The 19,594-nt window shown below is 71.7% G+C and carries 15 protein-coding genes; 8 read left to right on the top strand and 7 right to left on the bottom strand.

All coding sequences use genetic code 11. The features are described from left to right. The first annotated feature begins 24 nt into the window (after nucleotides 1-24). Nucleotides 25-771 carry a cytochrome d ubiquinol oxidase subunit II gene (locus tag ACFQVD_RS35800; RefSeq protein WP_343974735.1) on the top strand — a complete coding sequence of 249 codons (747 nt, stop codon included), beginning with the start codon at nucleotides 25-27 and terminating at the stop codon, nucleotides 769-771. On the opposite strand, the gene ACFQVD_RS35795 is transcribed toward ACFQVD_RS35800, so the two are convergent. The 3 genes from ACFQVD_RS35795 to ACFQVD_RS35785 form a co-directional block, all read right to left on the bottom strand. Then, entirely contained in the window at nucleotides 761-892 is a 132-nt protein-coding gene (locus ACFQVD_RS35795) for a hypothetical protein (protein ID WP_343974738.1), read from the bottom strand. The genes ACFQVD_RS35800 and ACFQVD_RS35795 overlap by 11 nt on opposite strands. A gap of 20 nt (nucleotides 893-912) precedes the next feature. Then, nucleotides 913-2,004, bottom strand: a complete 1,092-nt coding sequence (locus ACFQVD_RS35790; protein ID WP_343974741.1) for an alanine racemase — start codon at nucleotides 2,002-2,004, stop codon at nucleotides 913-915. Between the two features lie 84 nt (nucleotides 2,005-2,088). After that, on the bottom strand, nucleotides 2,089-2,895 hold the full coding sequence (locus ACFQVD_RS35785) for a UTRA domain-containing protein (protein ID WP_343974744.1): 807 nt from the start codon (nucleotides 2,893-2,895) through the stop codon (nucleotides 2,089-2,091). 179 nt (nucleotides 2,896-3,074) lie between these two features. Between ACFQVD_RS35785 and ACFQVD_RS35780 the strand changes: the two genes are divergently transcribed. Both ACFQVD_RS35780 and ACFQVD_RS35775 read left to right on the top strand, forming a co-directional pair. After that, on the top strand, nucleotides 3,075-3,431 hold the full coding sequence (locus ACFQVD_RS35780; protein ID WP_343974748.1) for a hypothetical protein: 357 nt from the start codon (nucleotides 3,075-3,077) through the stop codon (nucleotides 3,429-3,431). Between the two features lie 133 nt (nucleotides 3,432-3,564). After that, nucleotides 3,565-3,990, top strand: a complete 426-nt coding sequence (locus ACFQVD_RS35775; protein WP_343974752.1) for a VOC family protein — start codon at nucleotides 3,565-3,567, stop codon at nucleotides 3,988-3,990. A 16-nt stretch (nucleotides 3,991-4,006) separates the two neighbouring features. Here the strand turns inward: ACFQVD_RS35775 and ACFQVD_RS35770 are convergent, their stop codons facing one another. Beyond that, a complete protein-coding gene (locus ACFQVD_RS35770; protein ID WP_343974755.1) occupies nucleotides 4,007-5,665 on the bottom strand; it encodes an alpha-amylase family protein in 1,659 nt (552 codons plus the stop codon). Nucleotides 5,666-5,785: 120 nt separating this feature from the next. Here ACFQVD_RS35770 and ACFQVD_RS35765 point away from each other — a divergent pair, with 120 nt between their 5' ends. From ACFQVD_RS35765 to ACFQVD_RS35745, 5 genes are all read left to right on the top strand, one after another. Then, the gene (locus ACFQVD_RS35765) at nucleotides 5,786-6,169 is read left to right on the top strand and encodes a hypothetical protein (RefSeq protein ID WP_343974758.1); all 384 of its coding nucleotides are present in this window, start codon (nucleotides 5,786-5,788) and stop codon (nucleotides 6,167-6,169) included. 203 nt (nucleotides 6,170-6,372) lie between these two features. Then, complete coding sequence (gene secD / locus ACFQVD_RS35760; protein ID WP_343974761.1) at nucleotides 6,373-8,649, top strand: protein translocase subunit SecD; 2,277 nt, start codon at nucleotides 6,373-6,375, stop codon at nucleotides 8,647-8,649. A 270-nt stretch (nucleotides 8,650-8,919) separates the two neighbouring features. Then, entirely contained in the window at nucleotides 8,920-9,276 is a 357-nt protein-coding gene (locus ACFQVD_RS35755) for a four-helix bundle copper-binding protein (protein ID WP_343974764.1), read from the top strand. 319 nt (nucleotides 9,277-9,595) lie between these two features. After that, nucleotides 9,596-9,808, top strand: a complete 213-nt coding sequence (locus tag ACFQVD_RS35750; RefSeq protein WP_343974767.1) for an EF-hand domain-containing protein — start codon at nucleotides 9,596-9,598, stop codon at nucleotides 9,806-9,808. 480 nt (nucleotides 9,809-10,288) lie between these two features. Then, nucleotides 10,289-11,503: a PucR family transcriptional regulator gene (locus tag ACFQVD_RS35745; RefSeq protein ID WP_343974770.1), complete on the top strand. Its 1,215-nt coding sequence runs from the start codon at nucleotides 10,289-10,291 to the stop codon at nucleotides 11,501-11,503. A 39-nt stretch (nucleotides 11,504-11,542) separates the two neighbouring features. On the opposite strand, the gene ACFQVD_RS35740 is transcribed toward ACFQVD_RS35745, so the two are convergent. From ACFQVD_RS35740 to ACFQVD_RS35730, 3 genes are read right to left on the bottom strand one after another with little or no spacing between them, the layout of a single operon-like run. Further along, nucleotides 11,543-11,704 carry a hypothetical protein gene (locus tag ACFQVD_RS35740; RefSeq protein WP_343974773.1) on the bottom strand — a complete coding sequence of 54 codons (162 nt, stop codon included), beginning with the start codon at nucleotides 11,702-11,704 and terminating at the stop codon, nucleotides 11,543-11,545. Between the two features lie 56 nt (nucleotides 11,705-11,760). Then, entirely contained in the window at nucleotides 11,761-13,077 is a 1,317-nt protein-coding gene (gene ccrA, locus ACFQVD_RS35735) for a crotonyl-CoA carboxylase/reductase (RefSeq protein ID WP_343974776.1), read from the bottom strand. Then, nucleotides 13,074-19,403: an SDR family NAD(P)-dependent oxidoreductase gene (locus ACFQVD_RS35730; RefSeq protein WP_343974780.1), complete on the bottom strand. Its 6,330-nt coding sequence runs from the start codon at nucleotides 19,401-19,403 to the stop codon at nucleotides 13,074-13,076. The genes ccrA and ACFQVD_RS35730 overlap by 4 nt, the downstream gene beginning before the upstream one ends. Nucleotides 19,404-19,594 lie beyond the last annotated feature (191 nt).

The raw sequence follows: 19,594 nt of genomic DNA, 5'->3' as shown, positions 1-19,594 counted from the left end.
CGGCCTTCGCAAAGGGAAATCGCTATGGAAATCGCCCTGCTCGCGTTCTTCGCGGTCGGCTACTTCGTCCTCGCGGGCGCGGATCTCGGGGTCGGCATGCTGCTGCCGTATCTCGGCCGCACCCCCGAGGAACGCGGCCGGGTGCTCGCCTCCATCACCCCGTTCTTCCTGACGAACGAGGTCTGGCTGGTCACCGCGGTGGGCGTACTGATCGGCGCGTTCCCCGTGCTGGAGGGGGAGATGCTCAGCGGTCTGTACCTGCCGTTCGTCGCGCTGCTGCTCGGCTGGATCGCCCGCGACGCGGGGATCTGGCTGCGCGGGCGGGTGGACCGGGCCGCCTGGCGGGCCTGGTGCGAGGGCGCCGTGGTCGCGGGAAGCTGGCTGGCGGTGCTGAGCTGGGGACTCATCCTCGTCGGGATGGGCGAGGGGTTCACCGTCGGTCCCGGCGCGCTGGTCGCCGCTCCGCTGGGGGCCGTCCTGTTCGCCGCCCACGGACTGTCACTGGCCGGGCTCCGGCTCGACGGCGCCCCTCGGGAGCGGGCCCGGCGGTTCGCCGGGCCCTCGGCCGGGCGTACGGTCTACGCCCTGACGTCGGGCGGGATGGCTCTGGTCTGCCTGCTGGCCGGTGCCCGCCTGCCACTGGCGGAGCACCTGGCGGACCCGGCGACGCTCGCCCTGCTCACTCCCTCGATGCTGCTGCTCACTCCCCTGCTGGTGGCGTCACAGGTGTGGCTGTGGTGGCTCTTCGGCCGCGTCCAGGTCAGGCAGTGATCATGAAAGCAAGCCCGAGCAGCACTGCCACGGGGATGACCCAGACCACGGCCTCGATTGCGAACTCCTTGTACACGGCGAGCTTCTCCCTTTTATCCACGAAAGCGGTGAAGCGCAGCATATGCGCACTTGGCGGCATCCTCACACTTGGGTCGTAGACCCCCCTGGGGACAGGTAGTGAAAGCTCGGCTTCCGGTGCATCAGGAAATCGTGGTGGGAGATGTTCCAGGCGTAGGCACCCGCCATGGTGAACTCCACCCGGTCACCGGGCTTCAGCGCGACGGGCACCCGGCGGGCCAGGACGTCCTTGGGAGTGCAGAGCTGGCCGACGATCGTGATCGGCTCGCCGGGCTCCGTGATGACCAGCGGCTGGTCGTGGCCCTTGGTGGCGGGGGTACGGATGTGGTGGGTCCCGCCCGCCACGACCGCGAACAGCTCGCCGTGGACGCGCTTGACATCGATGACGCGCGTCACGTAGCGCCCGCAGTAGACGGTCAGCGAGCGCCCTGGTTCGATCCTGAGCGTCTCCCCGGGACGGCGCAGCCGCCCGAGGCCCTCCCCGTAGGCCCGCCAGTCGAACCGGGCCCCGGGGTCGGCGTACGAGACGGCCATGCCGCCGCCGAGATTGATCTCACCCACCCCCAGCGTCCGCGCGTAGTCCAGGACCGCCGCCGCCAGCTCCAGCATCCGGGGCGCGTCGAGCCCGCTGGCCAGGTGGGCGTGGATCCCGCGCAACCGTACGGCGTCCTGGCCCTCAAGCAGCGCGACGCACTCGGCGATCCCCGCGGGATCCATCCCGAACGGGGTGGCGCCGCCCCCCATCGCCAGCGAGGCCCCCTCGATCGGGATGTCCAGATTGACCCTGAGCAGCACGTCGGCGGAGCGCCCGGAGGCGAGCAGGCGGCGCAGCTCGCCGGGACTCTCCACATGCAGGCGGGTGACCTCGCTGAACAGCTCGTCGTCGGTCTTGCCGGGGCCGCCCAGCGCGACCGGCGCGTCCGGGAAGTGCTCCCGCACGTGCGCGAGCTCCCCGCCGGAGGCGACCTCGAAGCCGTCGAGGTGCGGAGCGAGCGTCCGCAGCAGCTCCGGGTCGGGGTTGGCCTTGACCGCGTAGTACAGCTCGACGTCTCCCAGCGCGGCCCGGACGGCCCCGGCATGGGCGTCGAGCTCGGCCAGGTCGTAGACGTAGGCGGGCAACCGCCCGGTGGGAACGGCCCCGGGGGTCCGCGTCACGGCCGTGACTGTCACAGCGTTTCTCCGATCTCGACGGTACGGGGAGCCGGATCTCGACGATCAGGCGGTGGACGGGCCTGACGGTCAGAACTCGTCGTACCCGGTGACCTGGCCGATCGAGAAGATGTGCCTGTTCGCGGCGCAGATCGTCTCCAGGACGTGGACGGGCGTGTCCTCGCTGGAGTAACCGGCCCGAAGGACCTGCACGACCCACTCCCCCGGTTCGAGTTCCAGGGTGTCGTACTCGAAGGATGTCGGCGGGCGAGCCGTCAGGTTCTCCTCGGCATGGCCGAAGACGTGCCCGAGGGCGACCAGCGCCGACTGGAGCGACGGCTTGACGAACTCGGGCTCGGCGATGCGCGTTCCCCCGAACAGGTCCGCCCGGAAGTAGCTGGTGGCGATCCGTACCGGAACCTCGTTGGCCGTCATCATCTTCCGGCGGGCGATCACCTCGCTGCCGGGCTCGACGCGCAGGCAGGCCGCCACGTGATCACTCGCCGGCTCCGGGCCGACATAGAGCATTCTGCGGTCCGGCCTGATCCCCTGCCGCTCCGCCTCGACGAGAAAGAGGGACGCGGAGGCGCGCACGGCGGGGTCGGTCGGCAGTGCCCGCCGGACCAGCACCTTCGGAGCGCGGGCCGCCGCCCCTTCGGGGGCGCGGGCCGTCGGCCCCTTACGCATCTGGGATATCCGGCCGGGGGAGACGCCCAGGCGGGCTCCTATCTCCTCCAGGCCCATGCCGGAGTCCCGAGCCTCGGCGATCGCCTGGCGGCGCATCTTCGCCGCCTCCTCCAGGCGCTCCTGCTCCTCGGTCATGAGACGGCCCAGAACCCGTGCGCGCTCGATGGGGTCACTCAGCTCGGAAACATCACGCAGCGTATCCAGATCCATCCGGGACCGTTCTCCTCGCGCTCGACACCGACTGGGATTTTAGCCCCCCTACAGCGAGAGAAATCGCAGCCGGGACACCGATCCGACGACACGGAGAGGAAAGTCACCCCGACACCACCCGGGTTGACGACGATGACTGACTGTAATGTTGTGAACACACCCAGAGGAGGCTGTCGACGATGACAGATGCGAGTGCCGAGGAACAGGACGTCGTCGCCGAGCGGCTCAGGTTCGGGACGGGCTTCGCCGAGAGCGAGCGTCAGAGGATCATCGAGCGGTTGGCCGGGCTGGGAAGGCGGCTGCTCTCCTACCCTGGTGACGCGGTGGAGCTGCGGCTGAGCGTCAAGGACCGCGATACGCCCCAGCAGCGGGTGACGCTCGAATGCGTGCTCCCGGGCACGGAGCCGCTGGTGGCCCACTCCTACGAGCAGGATCTGCCCGCCGCGCTCGCGGAGGTCCGCGACGAGCTGATCCACCACCTGGACAGGCTCAAGACCAGGCGGGACCCGCGCCGCGACCACCCGCACCGGCCCTGAGCCACGACACCTCGGCGATCACCCATACCCGCCGGCGAGCTCCCGTCCCGCGGTGAGCCGGGCGAGGAATACCGGATGTGCCGATCACGCTGTCCCTCACGCAATGGCCGTTTTGACCATGTGGGGAGCCGTTATGACCGCCCGGGAGATGCGCCTGGTCGTCACCGCCGCCGACTACGAGGAGGCGCTGCGTTTCTATCGCGACGTGCTCGGCCTGCCCGAGCGGGCCGCCTACTCCTCGCCCGACGGCAGGGTGACGATCCTGGAGGCGGGCCGGGCCACGCTGGAGATCGCCGATCCCTCGCAGGCGGAGTTCATCGACCGGGTCGAGGTGGGGCGGCGGGTGGCCGGGCACATCCGGGTGGCGTTCGAGGTCGACGACTCCCCCGCCGTCACCGCGAAGCTGGCCGGAGCCGGGGCCACGGTGATCGCCGAGCCCGTCCGGACCCCGTGGAACTCGCTCAACTCCCGTCTTGACGGCCCGGCCGGGCTCCAGCTCACCCTCTTCACCGAGCTGGGAGAGCCCGGCGGCACCGGATCGGAGACCGCTCAGGGCTGATCCCCTCACCGGTCGGTCAGTTCTTGGCCGAGCCGCCCTTCGGGGGCGCCTCGGGGGCGGAGGCAGTGAGCCAGCGGGTGCCGTACGGCTCCAGGGGGAACTTCACCCGGCCGCCGGCGGGCAGCTTGACGGTGCCGTCCACCAGCAGGTCGACCAGGACCTCGCAGTGGTCGAGTCCGTCGAGCGTGAGCTCCACCTGGGCCTCGCGGTCGGCGAAGTTGTGGACGGCGACCACGGTGCGCCCGTCGGCGTCGGCCCGGTGGGCCAGCACCGCCTCGTCCCCGGCGTCCAGGATCTCGTAGGTCCCCCAGGCCAGCTCGGGTGACTCCCGGTAGCGCTCGATCAGCAGCATGATCCAGCGCAGCAGCGAGTCGGGGTCGCGGCGCTGGTCGGCGACGTTGACGTTGCGCGGGCCGTACCTGCCGGTGGGCGAGGCCACCGGGGTCTTCGGATCGGCCGAGAAGCCCCCGCCCGCCGACCACTGCATCGGGACCCGGACGGCCATCCGCCCCTCGGCCTCCAGGTTCTCGCCGAGGCCGATCTCCTCACCGTAGAAGAGCACCGGCGTGCCCGGCATGGAGAACAGCACGCTGTAGGCCAGTTTGAGTCTCCGCACATCCCCGTCGAGCATCGGCGGGAGGCGGCGGCGCAGGCCCCGGTCGTAGACCTGCATGTTCTTCTGGGGCCCGAAGGCGTCGAAGACCTCCTGCTTCTGCGACTCGGTGAGCTTGTCCAGGGTCAGCTCGTCGTGGTTGCGGAGGAACATGGCCCACTGGGAGTCGTCGGGCGGCTCGGGCCGCTCGCGCAGGGCGTCGGCGAGGAGTTCGGGGTTCTGGCGGGCCATCGACAGGTGGAACCGCTGCATGGCGATGAAGTCGAAGCACATGGTGACCTCGTCGCCGTTTCCGCTGTCGCCGAAGAACCTCATCAGGTCCGGGTAGGGCAGGTTGACCTCGCCCAGCAGGATCGAGGTGCCGTCACGGCGGTTCATGAAGGCGCGCAGGTCGGCGAGGAACTCGTGCGGATCGCCGCCGATGTCCTCGATCAGGAACGGCACCGCGTCCACCCGGAAGCCGGACAGGCCGAGTTCCATCCAGAAGCCGAGGATGCGTGCGATCTCGTCGCGGACCTCCGGGTTGCCGGTGTTCAGGTCGGGCTGGAACCGGTAGAAGCTGTGGTAGTAGTACTGGCCGGTCTTCTCGTCCAGCTCCCAGAGACTGTCCTCCTTGTCGGGGAAGACGATCGCGCCGGGGTCCACCGGCCCTGGCTCGTCCCGCCAGATGTACCAGTCGCGCTTGGCGGAGTCCCGGCTGGAGCGGGCCTCGGTGAACCAGGGGTGCTCGTCGGAGGTGTGGTTGACCACCAGGTCGGCGATCACCCGCATGCCGCGGTCCCTGGCCGTCCTGACGAACTCCACGAAGTCCCCCAGGCTGCCCAGGCGGGGGTCGACCGAGTAGAAGTCGCTGATGTCGTAGCCGTCGTCGCGGCTCGGGCTGGGAAAGAACGGCATCAGCCAGATGCAGGTCACCCCGAGCCGCTCCAGGTGATCGACCTGCTGGGTGAGGCCGCGGAAATCACCGATGCCGTCACCGTTCCCGTCCTTGTAGGTCTCCACGTCCAGGCAGTAGACGACCGCGTTCTTCCACCAGAGGTCGGCTGTATGGGTGAGTCGCATGCGTCCGCACTACCCTCCCTTTACTCATTTATGGGGTAACGCGCCGCGGAGTTGACGTGAGGGGGGCCGCAGCGGCCCCGAAGGGCTACGGTGGACAGCGATGACGGCCAGGAGGAGATCATGCGACAGCTGAGGCGCGGCGCGCCCTTCGGCTGGCTGCTGAGCCTGCTGCTGCCGCTGCTGGTCTCCGGAGGGCTGGGCGGGAGCACCGCCGCCCTCACCCGGCACGCCGCGGTCGTGCAGGCCGTCGGCGAGCATCAGCCGCTGTCGCGCCCGCTCCTGGACGGCGTGCAGCGGCACTCCCTGGTCTCCGGCTTCGCCGGCATCGGGGCCGGTACGGGCGGCGGGGGCGGTCACCCGCTCGCGACCCCGCCCACCGACCTCAGGCACCTGTTCCTCGCCGTCGGCCCGCTCACCCGCCCGGCGGGTGACGAGGACAGCCGTCCGCTCGCGGCCCTGCTCGTCAGGCCGGGGCGCGCACCACCCGCCTCCACAACCGGTTGAAACACCCCGGAACCGCTCCGGGTCTCTTCGTCATACGCGAAAAACGCCTTCCCGTGACCGAACGCGGAAGGCGTCTTCTCAGGTATGCGGAGAACGCCTGCCCGTAGCCGAAAGGCGCTCCCTCCGTACGCGGAGCGTGCCGTCATACCTGAACGCTCTTCCGGCATGACCTCGGACAACTCCCCCAGCCTGTGGAGGCTTCCATGTCGCGTGCCCCGGTGGTACGCGCGATAGCGGCGCTCGCCGTCATCGCCACCTCGCTGTACATAGCCCTGACAATGTCGCCGCGCCTCGGTCTCGACCTGCGCGGCGGTACCCAACTCGTCCTGGAGACCCAGGACTCGCCGACGGTCAAGGCCGACGCCGCGGCCACCGACCGCACCCTTGAGGTGCTCCGCCGCCGGGCCGACGGCCTGGGCGTCGCGGACGCGCCGCTGGCCCGCTCCGGCGAGCGGCGCATCATCGTGGAACTGCCGGGTGTGCAGGACCCGACCAAGGCCGCCGAGGTCATCGGCAAGACCGCGCAGCTCACCTTCCACCCCGTCCTCGGCGCCCCCGACCCGGGAGCGGAGACCAAGCCGGGCAAGGGAGAGCAGATCCTGCCCGACGATCGCGGCGTCCCGCTGCACATCGGACCGGCCGCCCTCACCGGCGACGGCGTCGGCGGCGCCGAGGCCGGGATCGACGCCCAGCAGGGCGGTGGCTGGTTCGTCACCGTCGACTTCCGCGACCAGGGACGTGCGGCGTGGGCCAAGCTGACCGGTGAGGCGGCCTGCAACGAGCCGGGCGACCCCAGGCGCAGGATCGCCATCGTGCTCGACTCCAAGGTGATCGTCTCGCCCCAGGTGAACGAGGACGTCGGCTGCAAGGTCGGCCTGCCGGGTAACACCACCCAGATCACCGGTACCTTCACCGCCGAGGAGTCCTCGGAGCTGGCCCTGCTGATCAAGGGCGGCTCGCTGCCGGTGCCCGTCGAGATCGTCGAGCAGCGGACCGTCGGCCCGACGCTCGGCGCCGCCGCGATCCAGGCCAGTGCCTGGGCCGCGGTCATCGGCATCGCGCTCACCGCGCTGTTCATCATCGTGATCTACCGGCTGGTGGGCCTCCTCGCCGCCATCGCCCTGGCCTGCTACGCCCTCATCTCGTACGCGGCGCTGGTGGGGCTCGGTGCCACGCTCACCCTGCCGGGACTGGCGGGCTTCGTGCTGGCGATCGGCATGGCCGTCGACGCCAACGTGCTGGTCTTCGAGCGGGCACGTGAGGAGTACGCCGAGACGCCCAACCTCGGGGGCTCGCTGGAGAAGGGTTTCCGCAACGCGTGGAGCGCGGTGGCCGACTCCAACATCACCACCCTGCTCGCCGCCGGGCTGCTGTTCTTCCTGGCCTCCGGCCCGGTACGCGGCTTCGGCGTCACGCTGAGCATCGGTGTGATCGCCTCGCTGATCACCGCGATGGTCATCACCCGCGTCCTGGCCCAGTGGGCGGTGAGGTTCAAGGCGGTGTCCGCACGACCCCGGATGACCGGCCTGTCCGACATCGGGCGGGTCCGCGCCTGGCTGAACATCCGCAAGCCGAACCTGATGAACCGCCGCGCCGTGTACTTCGCGATCACCGGCCTGCTGGTGGCCGCGTCCGTGGCCGGGGTGGCGGTGCGGGGGCTCGACTTCGGCGTGGAGTTCACCGGGGGCAGGCTCGTGGAGTACTCCACGACCACCCCGATGAGCGCCGACGCCGCCCGCGAACTGGTCAGCAAGGCCGGGTTCCCCAACGCGGTGGTGCAGGCCTCCGGTGAGGACATCTCCGTACGGACAGGTCAGATCACCCCCGCCGAGGTGGTGCAGATCGAGAAGGCGCTGGAGAGCGAGGGCGGCCAGGTCACCAAGGAGCGCGACGAGCTCATCGGGCCGAGCCTGGGGGACGAGCTGCGCCGCAACGCGCTGATCGCGCTGGGCGTCGCGCTCGCCGCACAGCTCGCCTACCTCGCCTTCCGGTTCCGCTGGACGTTCGGCCTGGCCACGGTGGTGGCCCTGGTCGCCGACGCGACGATCGTGATCGGCGCGTTCGCGTGGCTGGGCAAGCCGGTGGACGGGGTGTTCCTGGCCTCGATGCTCACCGTGATCGGCTACTCGGTCAACGACAAGGTCGTGGTCTTCGACCGGGTTCGCGAGCTGTGGGGCGCACGGCCGAAGAGCTCGTTCGCCGAGGTGGTCAACACCTCGATCCTGCAGACCGTGCCCCGTACCGTCAACACCGGTCTGGGCGCGCTGTTCATCCTGGCCGCGCTGGCGGTGCTCGGTGGCGACTCGCTGACCGACTTCGCGGTGGCGCTGCTGATCGGAATCATCGTCGGCACGCTCTCCTCCGCGCTGGTCGCGGGGCCGGCGGCGATCGAGCTGGAGAAGCGCAGGCCCGGCACGGCGCCGCAGCCCAAGCGGAAGGGCCCGGCTCCGGCCCGCCAGGGTTCGGGCGCCGTGCTCTGAGTGGCGTGCTCTGAATGGCGGGACCCCGGGCCGGAACGCGTTCCGGCCCGGGGTCCGGTGGGCGGCTCCCCGCAGGATCCGGGAGGAGCCGTCCACCGCCATGACTTTCCCACTAACCCTACAGACCATAGGTGAATTTATGCACAAAACTATCGTGATGGGCTATTAAAGCCGCTTTTTTCAGGGAGGCCGAGGCGCGCGGCGGGGCACAACACTGGTGCGAGATCTTCGGCCGTCGAAGCAGAGCGGTCACGAACACGGGGAGCAAGCATGAGCCATGCGGTGAAGATGAACCCTCAGGTACAGAAGAACATTGACATGTGCCTGGAGAGCCACAGCCGTTGCGAGCAGACCATGACCTACTGCCTCATGCAGGGGGGACGGTACGCCGACATGTCGCTCATCGGCCCGCTCATGGACTGCGCCGACATGACCCGTCTCTGCGCGGACATGATGATGCGCCAGTCGCCGATGGCGAAGGAGATGTCCGCGATGTGCGCGAAGGCCGCGAACAAGTGCGCCGACGCCTGCATGTCCATGGAGAGCGACCAGATGATGAAGGAGTGCGCCGACGCGTGCCGGACATGGGCCGAGGCGTGCCGGACGATGGCGAACGCACGAGCCTGAGTCACGGAATCCAGCAGAACTCTCACGGGTCCTCCAGCCGTGGAGGCGCGGGCAGGGGCGCCGCCGATCGAATCGGCGGCGCCCCTGCCCGTGTGGTGCCCGGACGGGGACACCGCCGAGCTCGGCCGATGCCCGGAACGGACACGACCCGCCGAACGCGGCCCGCACCCGGGACGGGGTCAACCCTCGGGGGCTCGGCCCGCGCCCGGGACGACACCCGGAACGGGAGCGATCCTCCGGGTTCGGCCGGGAAGGGCACCCCGAATGCCGCTAGTGTGCTTGCCGTCTGATTTCCCTGCTGCCTAAGGCGGATGCGATCGTGGCGGACGACTACGCGACAACTTTCAAGATCGTCGATGTTGACGGTGACGGCCTCATCTCGGTCCCCGAGCTGACCAGGCTCATGGAGGTGCTCGGCCAGCCGATCACCCCCGAGGCGGCCGCGACGGCCGTCGCCAGGATCGACCAGGACGGTGACGGCCTCATCTCCCTGGATGAGTTCGCCGGCTATCTCGCCCAGACCAGGGGCTGACCGACCTGATCCGATCGGGGTGCCCGCCCGGGCCCGAACCGGGCACCCCGATCAGGTCCACTTCCCCGCCGCGGACACCCGGCCAACGCCGGGTCTCACCGCCGGCACGCCCGCCGCCTCCGCGCCCCGGCGACGACAGGTCCCACCGACCGGCCCCACCGACCCCGGCCCCACCGATCTCGGCCTCACCGTCGGCACGCCCGCCGCCTCCGCGCCCCGGCGACGACAGATCTCACCGATCGGCCCCACCGGCCCCGGTTTCGCCACCGGCACGCCCGGCCGCCTCCCGTACCCCTTGACCAGGCACGGAACCGCTCAGCCCCGATCAGTCCCTCCCGCCGAAGACGTCACATGTTGCATTTGAGACAAGAACAAGCGTTTGCTAATTGTCCAAAGTGTCAATTAGGTGAGAATCTGAGGCGCACTCCGACGGGAGGGTCTATGGCGACAAAGGAACACACCCGAATCGCTGTCCCAGGCTTGAACGGCCGAAGAACGAGATCTCACGACCTGCCCGACCATCGGCTGTGGCGTTCGGCTCCGGCCAATGTCGCCAAGCTCCTGAGGCCGGGCCTGGCCCAGGTCGCACACCAGGTGATCGAAGAGATCACGGCGCGGATCCCCGAGTACGCCCGGCCGGCCGACACGAACTACATCAAGGCCATCAGGCTGGCCGTGGACGAGGCCCTGCGCCAGTTCGTCGACCGGATCGAGAACCCCAACGCGCCGTGGGAACCCGACGTCTTCCGGACGATCGGGCGCGGCGAGGCCAACGAGGGCCGCAACCTCGACCCGCTGCAGACCGCGATGCGCCTGGGCGCCCGGGTCGCCTGGCGGCGGCTCACCGAGCAGTCCGAGCAACTCGGCCTCACCCCGCAGCACCTCTACGACCTGGGGGAGGCCATCTTCGTCTATCTCGACCAGCTGGCCGACGCCGCGGCCGAGGGGTTCGAGGAGGCCAGGGCCCGCGCGGCCGGGGAGATCGAACGCCGCCGCCACCGGCTGATGGACCTGCTGCTCAGCCAGCCGGCCGCGTCCCCCGACGCGATCGTCGAACTGGCCAAGACCGCCGGATGGCGGCTGCCCAAGACCGTGGCCGGGGTCGCGCTGGAGGAGCACCCCGGTGGCTACCGTCCCCCCTCGCTGCCGCCGGACGTGCTGGCCGGCCTCGACCGGCCGGGCCCCTGCCTGATCGTGCCCGACCCCGACGGCCCAGGGCAGGCCCAGACCCTGGAGAAGGGCCTGCGCGGCTGGAAGGCGGCCGTGGGTCCCGCAGTCCCGCTGGCCGCCGCCGCGACCTCGCTGCGCTGGGCCCGCGAGGCGCTCGACCTGCACAGGCGCGGCGTGCTCACCGAGCAGCGCGGCCTGCTCCGCTGCTCCGACCACATGGCCACGCTGATCGTGTTCAAGGACGAGGAGCTGGTCACCGCGCTCACCAAGGTGCGGCTGGCGCCCCTGGCCCATCTGCGGCCCAGTCAGCAGGACCGGCTGGCGGAGACGCTGCTGGCCTGGTTGCGGCACGGCCGGGGGGCCGGGGAGGTCGCCGCCAGACTTCACGTGCACCCGCAGACCGTGCGCTATCGCCTGCGGCAACTGGAGGAGCTGTACGGCGACCAGCTCAGCGACCCGGACGTCCGGTTCGAGCTGGAGATCGTCCTGCGGGCCCGCCAGTCCGCCGCCGCCGGAACGGCCTGATCACCGCGAACGACTCCCGGAAAGCCGGAAACGGCCTGGTCACCGCAGGCCGTCCGGCAGACCGGAGACGACCTGCCCCGGTGGCGGAACCGGCGACATCGAACTGTCGCCCACGAGCTTCGGCTCGTGTCCCCGTACCCCCGACCGCTGCCTGCCGTCGATCCTGCGCTCCGGCACCGTGAACGCGCCAGGATCCGGCATCCGCCGGGACGGACGCCCTCCGCCGCGTGATCATCCGATCCGGTGCACGTTTCCGGTCACGACCAGCCTCGGAACAGCCTGAGCCGGTCCTCGCCGACGCGCTCCCTGAGCGCGTGGTCCTCGACGCCGAGGTCCTCGGCGGGCGCCAGGGCGAGCACGCCGACCTTGCCGACGTGCTCGTTGAGCTGCACGGCGCGGGCGGCGGCGCCGGTCTCGGCGAGCGGGTAGACGGCCGACAGGGTGGGATGCAGCAGGCCAAGCGAGAGCAGCCGGTTGACCTCGTGGCACTCCTGGTAGTTCGCCCCGTGGGAGCCGACGATCCGCTTGAGCTTCATCCACAGGTGCCGGTTGTCGTACGCGTGGTCGTAGCCGCTGGACGACCCGCACGTGACGACCGAGCCACCGCGCCGCGCGACGTAGACGGAGGCGCCGAAGGTGTCCTGACCGGTGTGCTCGAAGACGATGTGCGGGTCCTCGCCGACCTGGCGGCGGACCTCGGCGCCGAACCTCCGCCAGGACTTCTCGTCGCCGAGGTGCTCGAACTGCGAGCGGTCCACGACGTGTTCGCAGCCCATCCTGCGGAGCAGCTCCGCCTTCTCCGCGGAGCTGACGACGCCCACCGGGATGCCGCCGCCGTTCCTCACCAGCTGCACGCCGTACGCGCCGAGCCCGCCGGTGGCCCCCCAGATGAGCACGACGTCGCCCTGCTTCATCCGGGATCCACGCTCGCTGACCAGCATGCGGTAGGCGGTGGAGGCGCACAGCATGTTGCAGGCGGCCTCCTCCCAGGTCAGGTGTCCGGGCTTGGCCAGCAGCTGGGTGGACTTGACCACCGCGAACTCGGCCAGCCCGCCGTAGTTGGTCTCGAACCCCCAGGCGCGCAGGTCGGAGCCGAGCATGGAGTCGGAGTGGCTGATCGGGTCCTGCTCGTCGACGTAGGCGGGCGAGACGACGACCCGGTCGCCGATCTTCCAGTGCCGTACCGCGGCGCCCATCCGGACGATCACTCCGGAGGCGTCCGAGCCGAGCACGTGGAAGTCCTTGTCGTGCCGGGGGTCCTCGCGCCCGAACCGCTCCAGGAAGGCGAAGGTGGGGATCGGCTCGAACATGGCCGTCCACACGGTGTTGAAGTTGATCGCGCTCGCCATGACGGCGACCAGCACCTCGTTGGGGCCGAGCTCGGGCATGGGCACCTCGCCCACGTGGACGGATCTGGTGATGTCCTTGTCGACGCCGTTCACGCCGTGCCTGCTCCGGCCGAACATGCCCACCTCGCCCTTGCGGGTGTGCGCGGCCCTGAAGGTCGTGGGGACGTCGAGCCGCGCGAGCTCTTCGGGATCGGCACCGTCGACGACGGCCTGTGCGAGGGTCATTCCTGGCCTCCAAGGTGAGCGGCGATGACTTCGACGTGCGGCGGATCGAGCAGGTTGAGGTGGTGCGAACCGGGGATCGTGACGATCTCCAGCGCCGGGCTGAAGGGGCCGAACCCCCGCGTCGGGTCGTCGGCATGGGTGTAGCGGACGTCCTCCACGGCCCACGGGGTCGGTTCCGTCGAGCGGTAGAGCAACACCCGCCCCGGATAGCTCCCCGCCCGGTACGCCTCCAGCGCCCGGGTGTCCTCGTGCGAGGTGATCTGGTGCCGCAGGATGGCCTCCCCCAGCAGGTCCAGCACCCCCGACTCGGCGACGCGCGCCTCCACCAGCGCGAGCTGCCCGGCCTCGTCCAGGGCCACCAGTTCCTCATGGACGAGGTCGACCCGCACCCCGTAGGTCTCGTCGAGATAGGCGGCGAAGTCCGCGTACCGCCGCGCGACGATCTCCGCCCGCCCTGCCGCCTCGACCTCGTCGGGCAGACCCGAGTCGATCATCGCGACCAGTTCCACGTTCTCCGCGCCGAGCCGCCGTGCGATCTCGAACGCCAGGACTCCCCCGAACGACCAGCCCCCCAGCCGGTAGGGACCGGAGGGGCACACCTTCCTGATCTCCTCCACGTACCGGGTGGCCCGCTCCTCGACCCCGGCCTCGGGGCCGAACACCCCCAGGTCCGCCGGGCGCTCCAGCCCGAACACCACCTGCTCGGCGCCGAGCAGCCCCGCCAGCAGCGAGTACACCCCCGTGGTCCCACCCGCCGGATGCCCCAGGAAGAGCGGCACCCGCTCCCCCGCCTCCGTGGAGCGGACCGCCAGGTAGGCGTGGGCGGCGGGGGTGAGCGGGCGGACGAGGCCACGGGCGGCCTCCTCCTCGTCGATCTCCCGTACCAGGTCGGCCACCTGGGCAACGGTCCACAAGCCGGTACGCGGGCCGGTACGCTCGCCCTCGGCGAGCGCGCGGCCCGTCTCCCGGCAGAGGACGTCGAGCAGGACCGGCAGGACCTCCTCGGGGATCTCCTCGGTCACCCCCGGCTCGCGCCCGAGTATCCGGGTGAGCGCGGCGACGACCTGCCGCTCCGCCGCGTCCCTCGGCTCCACCTGGCGGGCCGGGGCCGCCGTGCCGCCCAGGCCGAGCTCCACGGCGACGGCCATGGCCACGTCCCCGAGGGTCGCCCCCTGCAGCATCGGCGCGGCGGGCACCGCCACCCCGAAGTCGTGCTCGATCGTGCCGCGCAGCCGGGTGGCCGCCAGCGAGTCGAGGCCCGCCTCGGTGAGCACCGTGTCCTCCTGGAGCCAGGCGGCGTCGAACCCCAGCACCGCCGCCGTCCGCTCCTTGATCTTGCCGACCACGACCTCGACGGCCCTGCCCGGCTCCATGTCGGCCAGGGCCTCGGCACCCGCCCAGCCCCCGGCGCTCGCCCCCGCGCCCGCCAGGCCGGCGAAGTACGGCATGCGCGCGATGCCGGGGAACAGCTCGACGGCGGTCGCCACGTCCAGCCGCAGCACGCCCGCCGCGTCCGCCTCGGCGGCGAGAAGCGCCTCCAGCGCCTCGACTCCCTCGCCGGGCGTGATGGGCGAGACGGCGGGCAGCGCCGCCTGGCTCGCCCCTCCGACCTCGGCCCAGGTACCCCAGTTGATCGTCGTTCCCGGCAGTCCCTCGGACCTGCGCAGGTCGCAGAGCGCGTCCAGCCAGGCGTTCGCCGCCGCGTAGGCGGCCTGGCCGGGCGAGCCGAGCAGCGCGGCCGCCGAGGAGAACGCCACCCACCAGTCCAAACTCGGCTGCCTGGTCGCCTGGTGCAGTGCCAGACCACCGTGGACCTTGGCCGACCAGACCCGGTGCAGGTCCGGCGAACCCACGTCGACGACGAGACGGTCGTCCAGCACGCCCGCCGCGTGCACCACGCCCCGGAGCCGCACCCCTCCGTCGGTCACGGCCCTGACCAGCCGTGCGGCGCCCCCCGGCGCGGCCAGGTCGCCGGTCACCACCTGGACGTCGACGCCCAGCTCGCGCAGCCGCTCGATCTCGGCGGCCCCCTCGGCGGAGGGCCCCGACCGCCCGCCGAGTACGATCCGCCCCGCGCCCCGCCCGGCCAGCCAGCGGGCCACGACCAGTCCCAGGCCGCCGTACCCCCCGGTGATCAGGTATCCCCCGCCGCGCCGTACCACCGGCGTCGCCCCGCGCCGCCCGACCGCGCCGGATCCGGTTCCGGGGCCACCCGCCAGGTCGGGTACGGCGGCGAGGCGGGCGGTGTACCGGATGCCGAAGCGCCAGGCCACCTCGTCGTCCGGCTCGTCGGCCGCCAGCTCCGTCAGGAGCGACTCCGTGTCGTCGACGTCCACCAGGCAGGCTCGCAGCTCCGGATGCTCGAAGGCCAGGACCCGGACCAGCCCGCGCAGCGCGGCGGCCCCCGGGTCGCCCGGCTCCCCGTCCAGTACGGCCTGCGCCCGGTCGGTGACGATCCTCAGGCGGGTTCCGGCACCACTCCCGGCACCACCGCCGGCCCCCTCCCCGGGCCTCGGCGCCACGAGTTCGCGGATGGTCGCGGTCACGGCGAGGAGCAGCGCCTCGCTCCCCGCCGGGGTCAGGCCCGCGGGAACGAGCAGCACGACCTCGTCACTCGGCGGCACCCCGGCCGGGGACGACGGTACGAGGCGGGTCGCGGCGTGCGGGGCGGGTCGCTGGGCCGGTACCAGGGGCGAGGTCGCGGCAGGAGGCGGTGAGAGGCAGGGCATCGTGAGCGTGCGGGCGGTGTGTCCGGCGGCGGCGAGCCCGGCGGCCAGGCGCTCGGCCCGCGGGTTCTCGTCTCCGGCCAGGATGAGCCAGCCACGGGCCCGAAGGGAGTCGAGTCCCCTCTCCGCGGGCCGGGCGTCGGTCCCCGCCTCGGTGGCCCAGACCCGCCTCACCAGCTTGCCCGCCAGGGGCACCGGTAGCGCGTCGGCCGGGACGTCCCTGGCCAGCAGCCCGACCGGGGTGCCGTCCGGCTCCAGCACCTCGATCTCGACCGGTGTCCCCGCCGGTACGCGCAGCCGTCCGGCCAGCTCGGCCGGGCTCGGTACGGCGGCGACGACGGGCGAGTCCGCGACGATGCTCGCGGTGCCGTACCGGACCCAGACCCCGGCGGCGTTCCTGGCGTCGATCTCGACCTCGCCCGAAGGGGTGAGGGTGGTGGTGACCGTGGCGGGCAGCGGCAGGAAGCCGGTCAGGGTGACGTCGGCCAGCTCGGCCTGACCGTGCACGGCGAGGGCCGCCGCCTGGGCCAGGGCCGCGACCGCGACCAGCGGCATGACCGGCAGGCCGTGCGGCCGCCACGCCGTGGGCTCCAGCCGCCAGGGGACGTCGGACAGGTCGTCCAGCGTGGTCGTCCACACGTGCCCCGCCGGGCTCTCGACGTGCACCCCGAGCAGCGGATGGGTGCCCGGCGGGAGCGCGGACGACCTGGCGGCGGAGATCCAGTGGCGTTCGTGCCGCCAGGGTGACGGTGGAACGTCGGCGAGCGTGCCGGAGCGGGACGGCAGCAGCGAGGGCATCGCGACCATGGTCGCGGCGAGCTGGGCGCGGATCTCCTCGTCGTGCCCCCGGCGCAGGGAGTGGGTGATCACCGTTCCGGCGGGCAGGCTCTCGCGCAGCGCTCCGGCCAGCACCGGGTGCGGGCTGATCTCGGTGAAGAGGGTGTGACCGTCCGCCGCGGCGGCCCTGATCGCGTCGAGCAGGCGGACCGGGCGGCGGACCCCGGCCGCCCAGTAGGCGGGCTCGAAGGTCGGCACCTCGCGGGGGTCGGCGAAGACCGTCGAGTAGAACGGGAGTTCCGGCTTGCCTCCCGCGATGCCCTCCAGGGCCTCGCGGAGCCTGGGCAGGAGCGGCTTGACCTGCGGTGAGTGTCCGGCGCCCTCGGCGGTCAGCATCCGCGCGAGCAGGCCGCGGGCCTCGACCTCGGCGGCGAAGACGGCCAGCCGGTCGGGGTCACCGGTGACGACACACTGCCTGGGCGAGGAGTACACGGCGACGTGCAGGTCACCGGGCACCTCCTCGGCGGGCACCTCAAGCACCGCCATGGCCCCGCCGCCGCCGATCGTGCCGAGCAGCGCGGCCCGGCGGCAGATCACCCGCACCGCGTCCCGCAGCCCGATCCCGCCGGCGACCACGGCGGCCGCGACCTCCCCCATGGAATGCCCGACGACCGCCGCCGGCCGTACCCCGTACGCCGTCCAGAGCCGGGCCAGCGCCACCTGCACCGTGAAGATCACCGGCTGCGCGATGGCCACCCCCGGCGCGTCCGCCCCCTCGGCGATGATCTCGCGCAGCCGGATGTCCGACTCCTCGGCGAGCATCGGGTCCAGTTCGTCGATGGTCCGGGCGAAGACCGGTTCCTCCGCGTAGAGACGGGCGCCCATGCCCGCCCACTGCGATCCGTAGCCGGAGAACACCCAGACCGGCCCGCGCCCCCCGGCCAGCGCCGCTCCGGTGACGCCCGCCCCGTCCCGTACGGCCCGCAGCCCGGCGATCAGTTCCTCCCGGTTCGCGGCCACGACCGCGGCCCCCGCCCTGCCCCGCCCCGCCCGCCGGGCGAGGGTGTGCGCGACGTCGCCGAGCGAGACCTGCCGCCGGCCCCCCGCGGCGGGGACGCTCTCGGCGGCGAGCGCGTCCGGGGAGGCGGCATCGGGCCGGGCGGGCTCGGCGAGTTCGGCGTCGGCCCAGTTCGCGAGCGTCCCGGCATGATCCCTGACCCGCTCGGGAGACACGTCCGTGAGCAGGAAGATCTTCGCTGCCGGTCCCTCCCGCTCCGGTTCCCGCCACCGCGGGGCGGGTTCCAGGACGGCGTGGGCGTTGGTGCCGCCGAAGCCGAAGGAGGAGACACCCGCCAGGGGGTACCCGTCCGGCCAGGGGGTGGGGGCGGTGACGACCCGGAGGTGTTCCCAGGGAATGTGCGGATTAGGCCGGTGGAAGTGGACGCTGGGCGGGATCACGCCGTGGTGGAGGGCGAGGACCGTCTTGATCAGGCCGGTGATCCCGGCGGCGGCCTCCAGGTGGCCGAGGTTGCTCTTCGCGGAACCGAGGAGCAGCGGCGCGGTACGGCCCTCGCAGAGGGCGGCGGCGACGGCGCGGGCCTCGATCGGATCGCCCAGGAAGGTGCCGGTGCCGTGCGCCTCGATGTAGCCGGGACTGCCCAGACCCGAGTAGACACCGCGCAGGAGTTCCTCCTGGGCCTCGGGGTTGGGCGCGACCAGCCCGTTCGACCGGCCGTCCTGGTTCACCGCGGTGGCGCGGAGCACCGCCATGACCCGGTCGCCGTCCCGCTGGGCGTCGGACAGCCTCTTGAGCACGACGACCCCGCAGCCCTCGGCCCTGACCATCCCGTCCGCCGACGCGTCGAAACTCTTGCAGCGCCCGTCGGGCGCGGTGCCGCCGCCCTGGTCGAACGCCATGGTGATCACGGGTGAGAGCAGCAGGTTGACCCCGGCGGCGATGGCCAGGTCGCTCTCCCCCGACCTGAGGCTGCCCGCGGCGAGGTGCGTGGCGACCAGCGAGGACGAGCACGCGGTGTCCACCGCCAGGCTGGGCCCGCGCAGGTCCAGCAGGTAGGAGAGCCGGTTGGCGGCGATGCTGAACGCCGCGCCCGTCGCCGTCCAGGCGTCCACCCTCGCGGTGTCGGCCGTGGTCAGGTGGGCGTACTCGTTGCCGGATATGCCGACGAACGCACCGGTACGGCTGCCGCGCAACGACCGGGGCGCGACGCCCGCGTGCTCCAGCGCCTCCCAGGCCGTCTCCAGCAGCAGCCGCTGCTGCGGGTCCATGGTCTCGGCCTCGCCGGGGACGATCCCGAAGAACTCCGCGTCGAACCCGGCGATGTCCTCCAGGAAGCCGCCGTGCCTGGTCGTCCTGGCCAGCACCTCGGCGGTGCGGGGAGATCCGTCGTCGAAGGACTCCCACCGGCCCTCGGGCACCTGGCCGACGGCGTCGCCGCCCGCCATGAGCAGCCGCCAGAAGTCTCCGGGGCCGCGTACCGAGCCGGGGAGGCGGCACCCGACGCCGATCACCGCGATCGGCTCGTCGGAGACGACCGGTCCGGCCTTCTCCGGGGCGGTCCGCGCGCGGGGCGCGAGCCCCCTGGCCAGGCGGTTGATCGTGGGGTACTCCCAGACCAGCGTGGGTCCCAGCTCGCGGCCGAGGAGCACCTCCAACTCCCCCGCCACCGCGACGGCGTCGCGGGAGGAGAGCCCGAACTCCTCCAGGGGACGGTCGGGGTCGACATCCGCAGGGGACAGGCGACAGCGGGTCGCGATACGCCCCGTGAGGAAGCGGCGAATCTCGTCTTCACCGAACAGGTCCACGTGGCAGCTCCAAGAACACCCGAGGTGGTCGGCAAACTTACCCAGACATATCGGGATAAGGGAGCCATGGCAGACCACAATCCATCTCGGCGTTTTATAACGAACGTGATAACGCCCGATATCTGATGAGATTTGTGGTTAAAGCGCAAGTAACAGCGTCATTTCGTTGCGAACGCTTATAGCTGAGCGGC

This window comes from Streptosporangium amethystogenes subsp. fukuiense, assembly GCF_042665875.1.
GTDB lineage: Bacteria > Actinomycetota > Actinomycetes > Streptosporangiales > Streptosporangiaceae > Streptosporangium > Streptosporangium fukuiense.
Note: the sequence above shows the minus strand (reverse complement) of the source record. Positions and strands in the feature narration are given on the sequence as shown.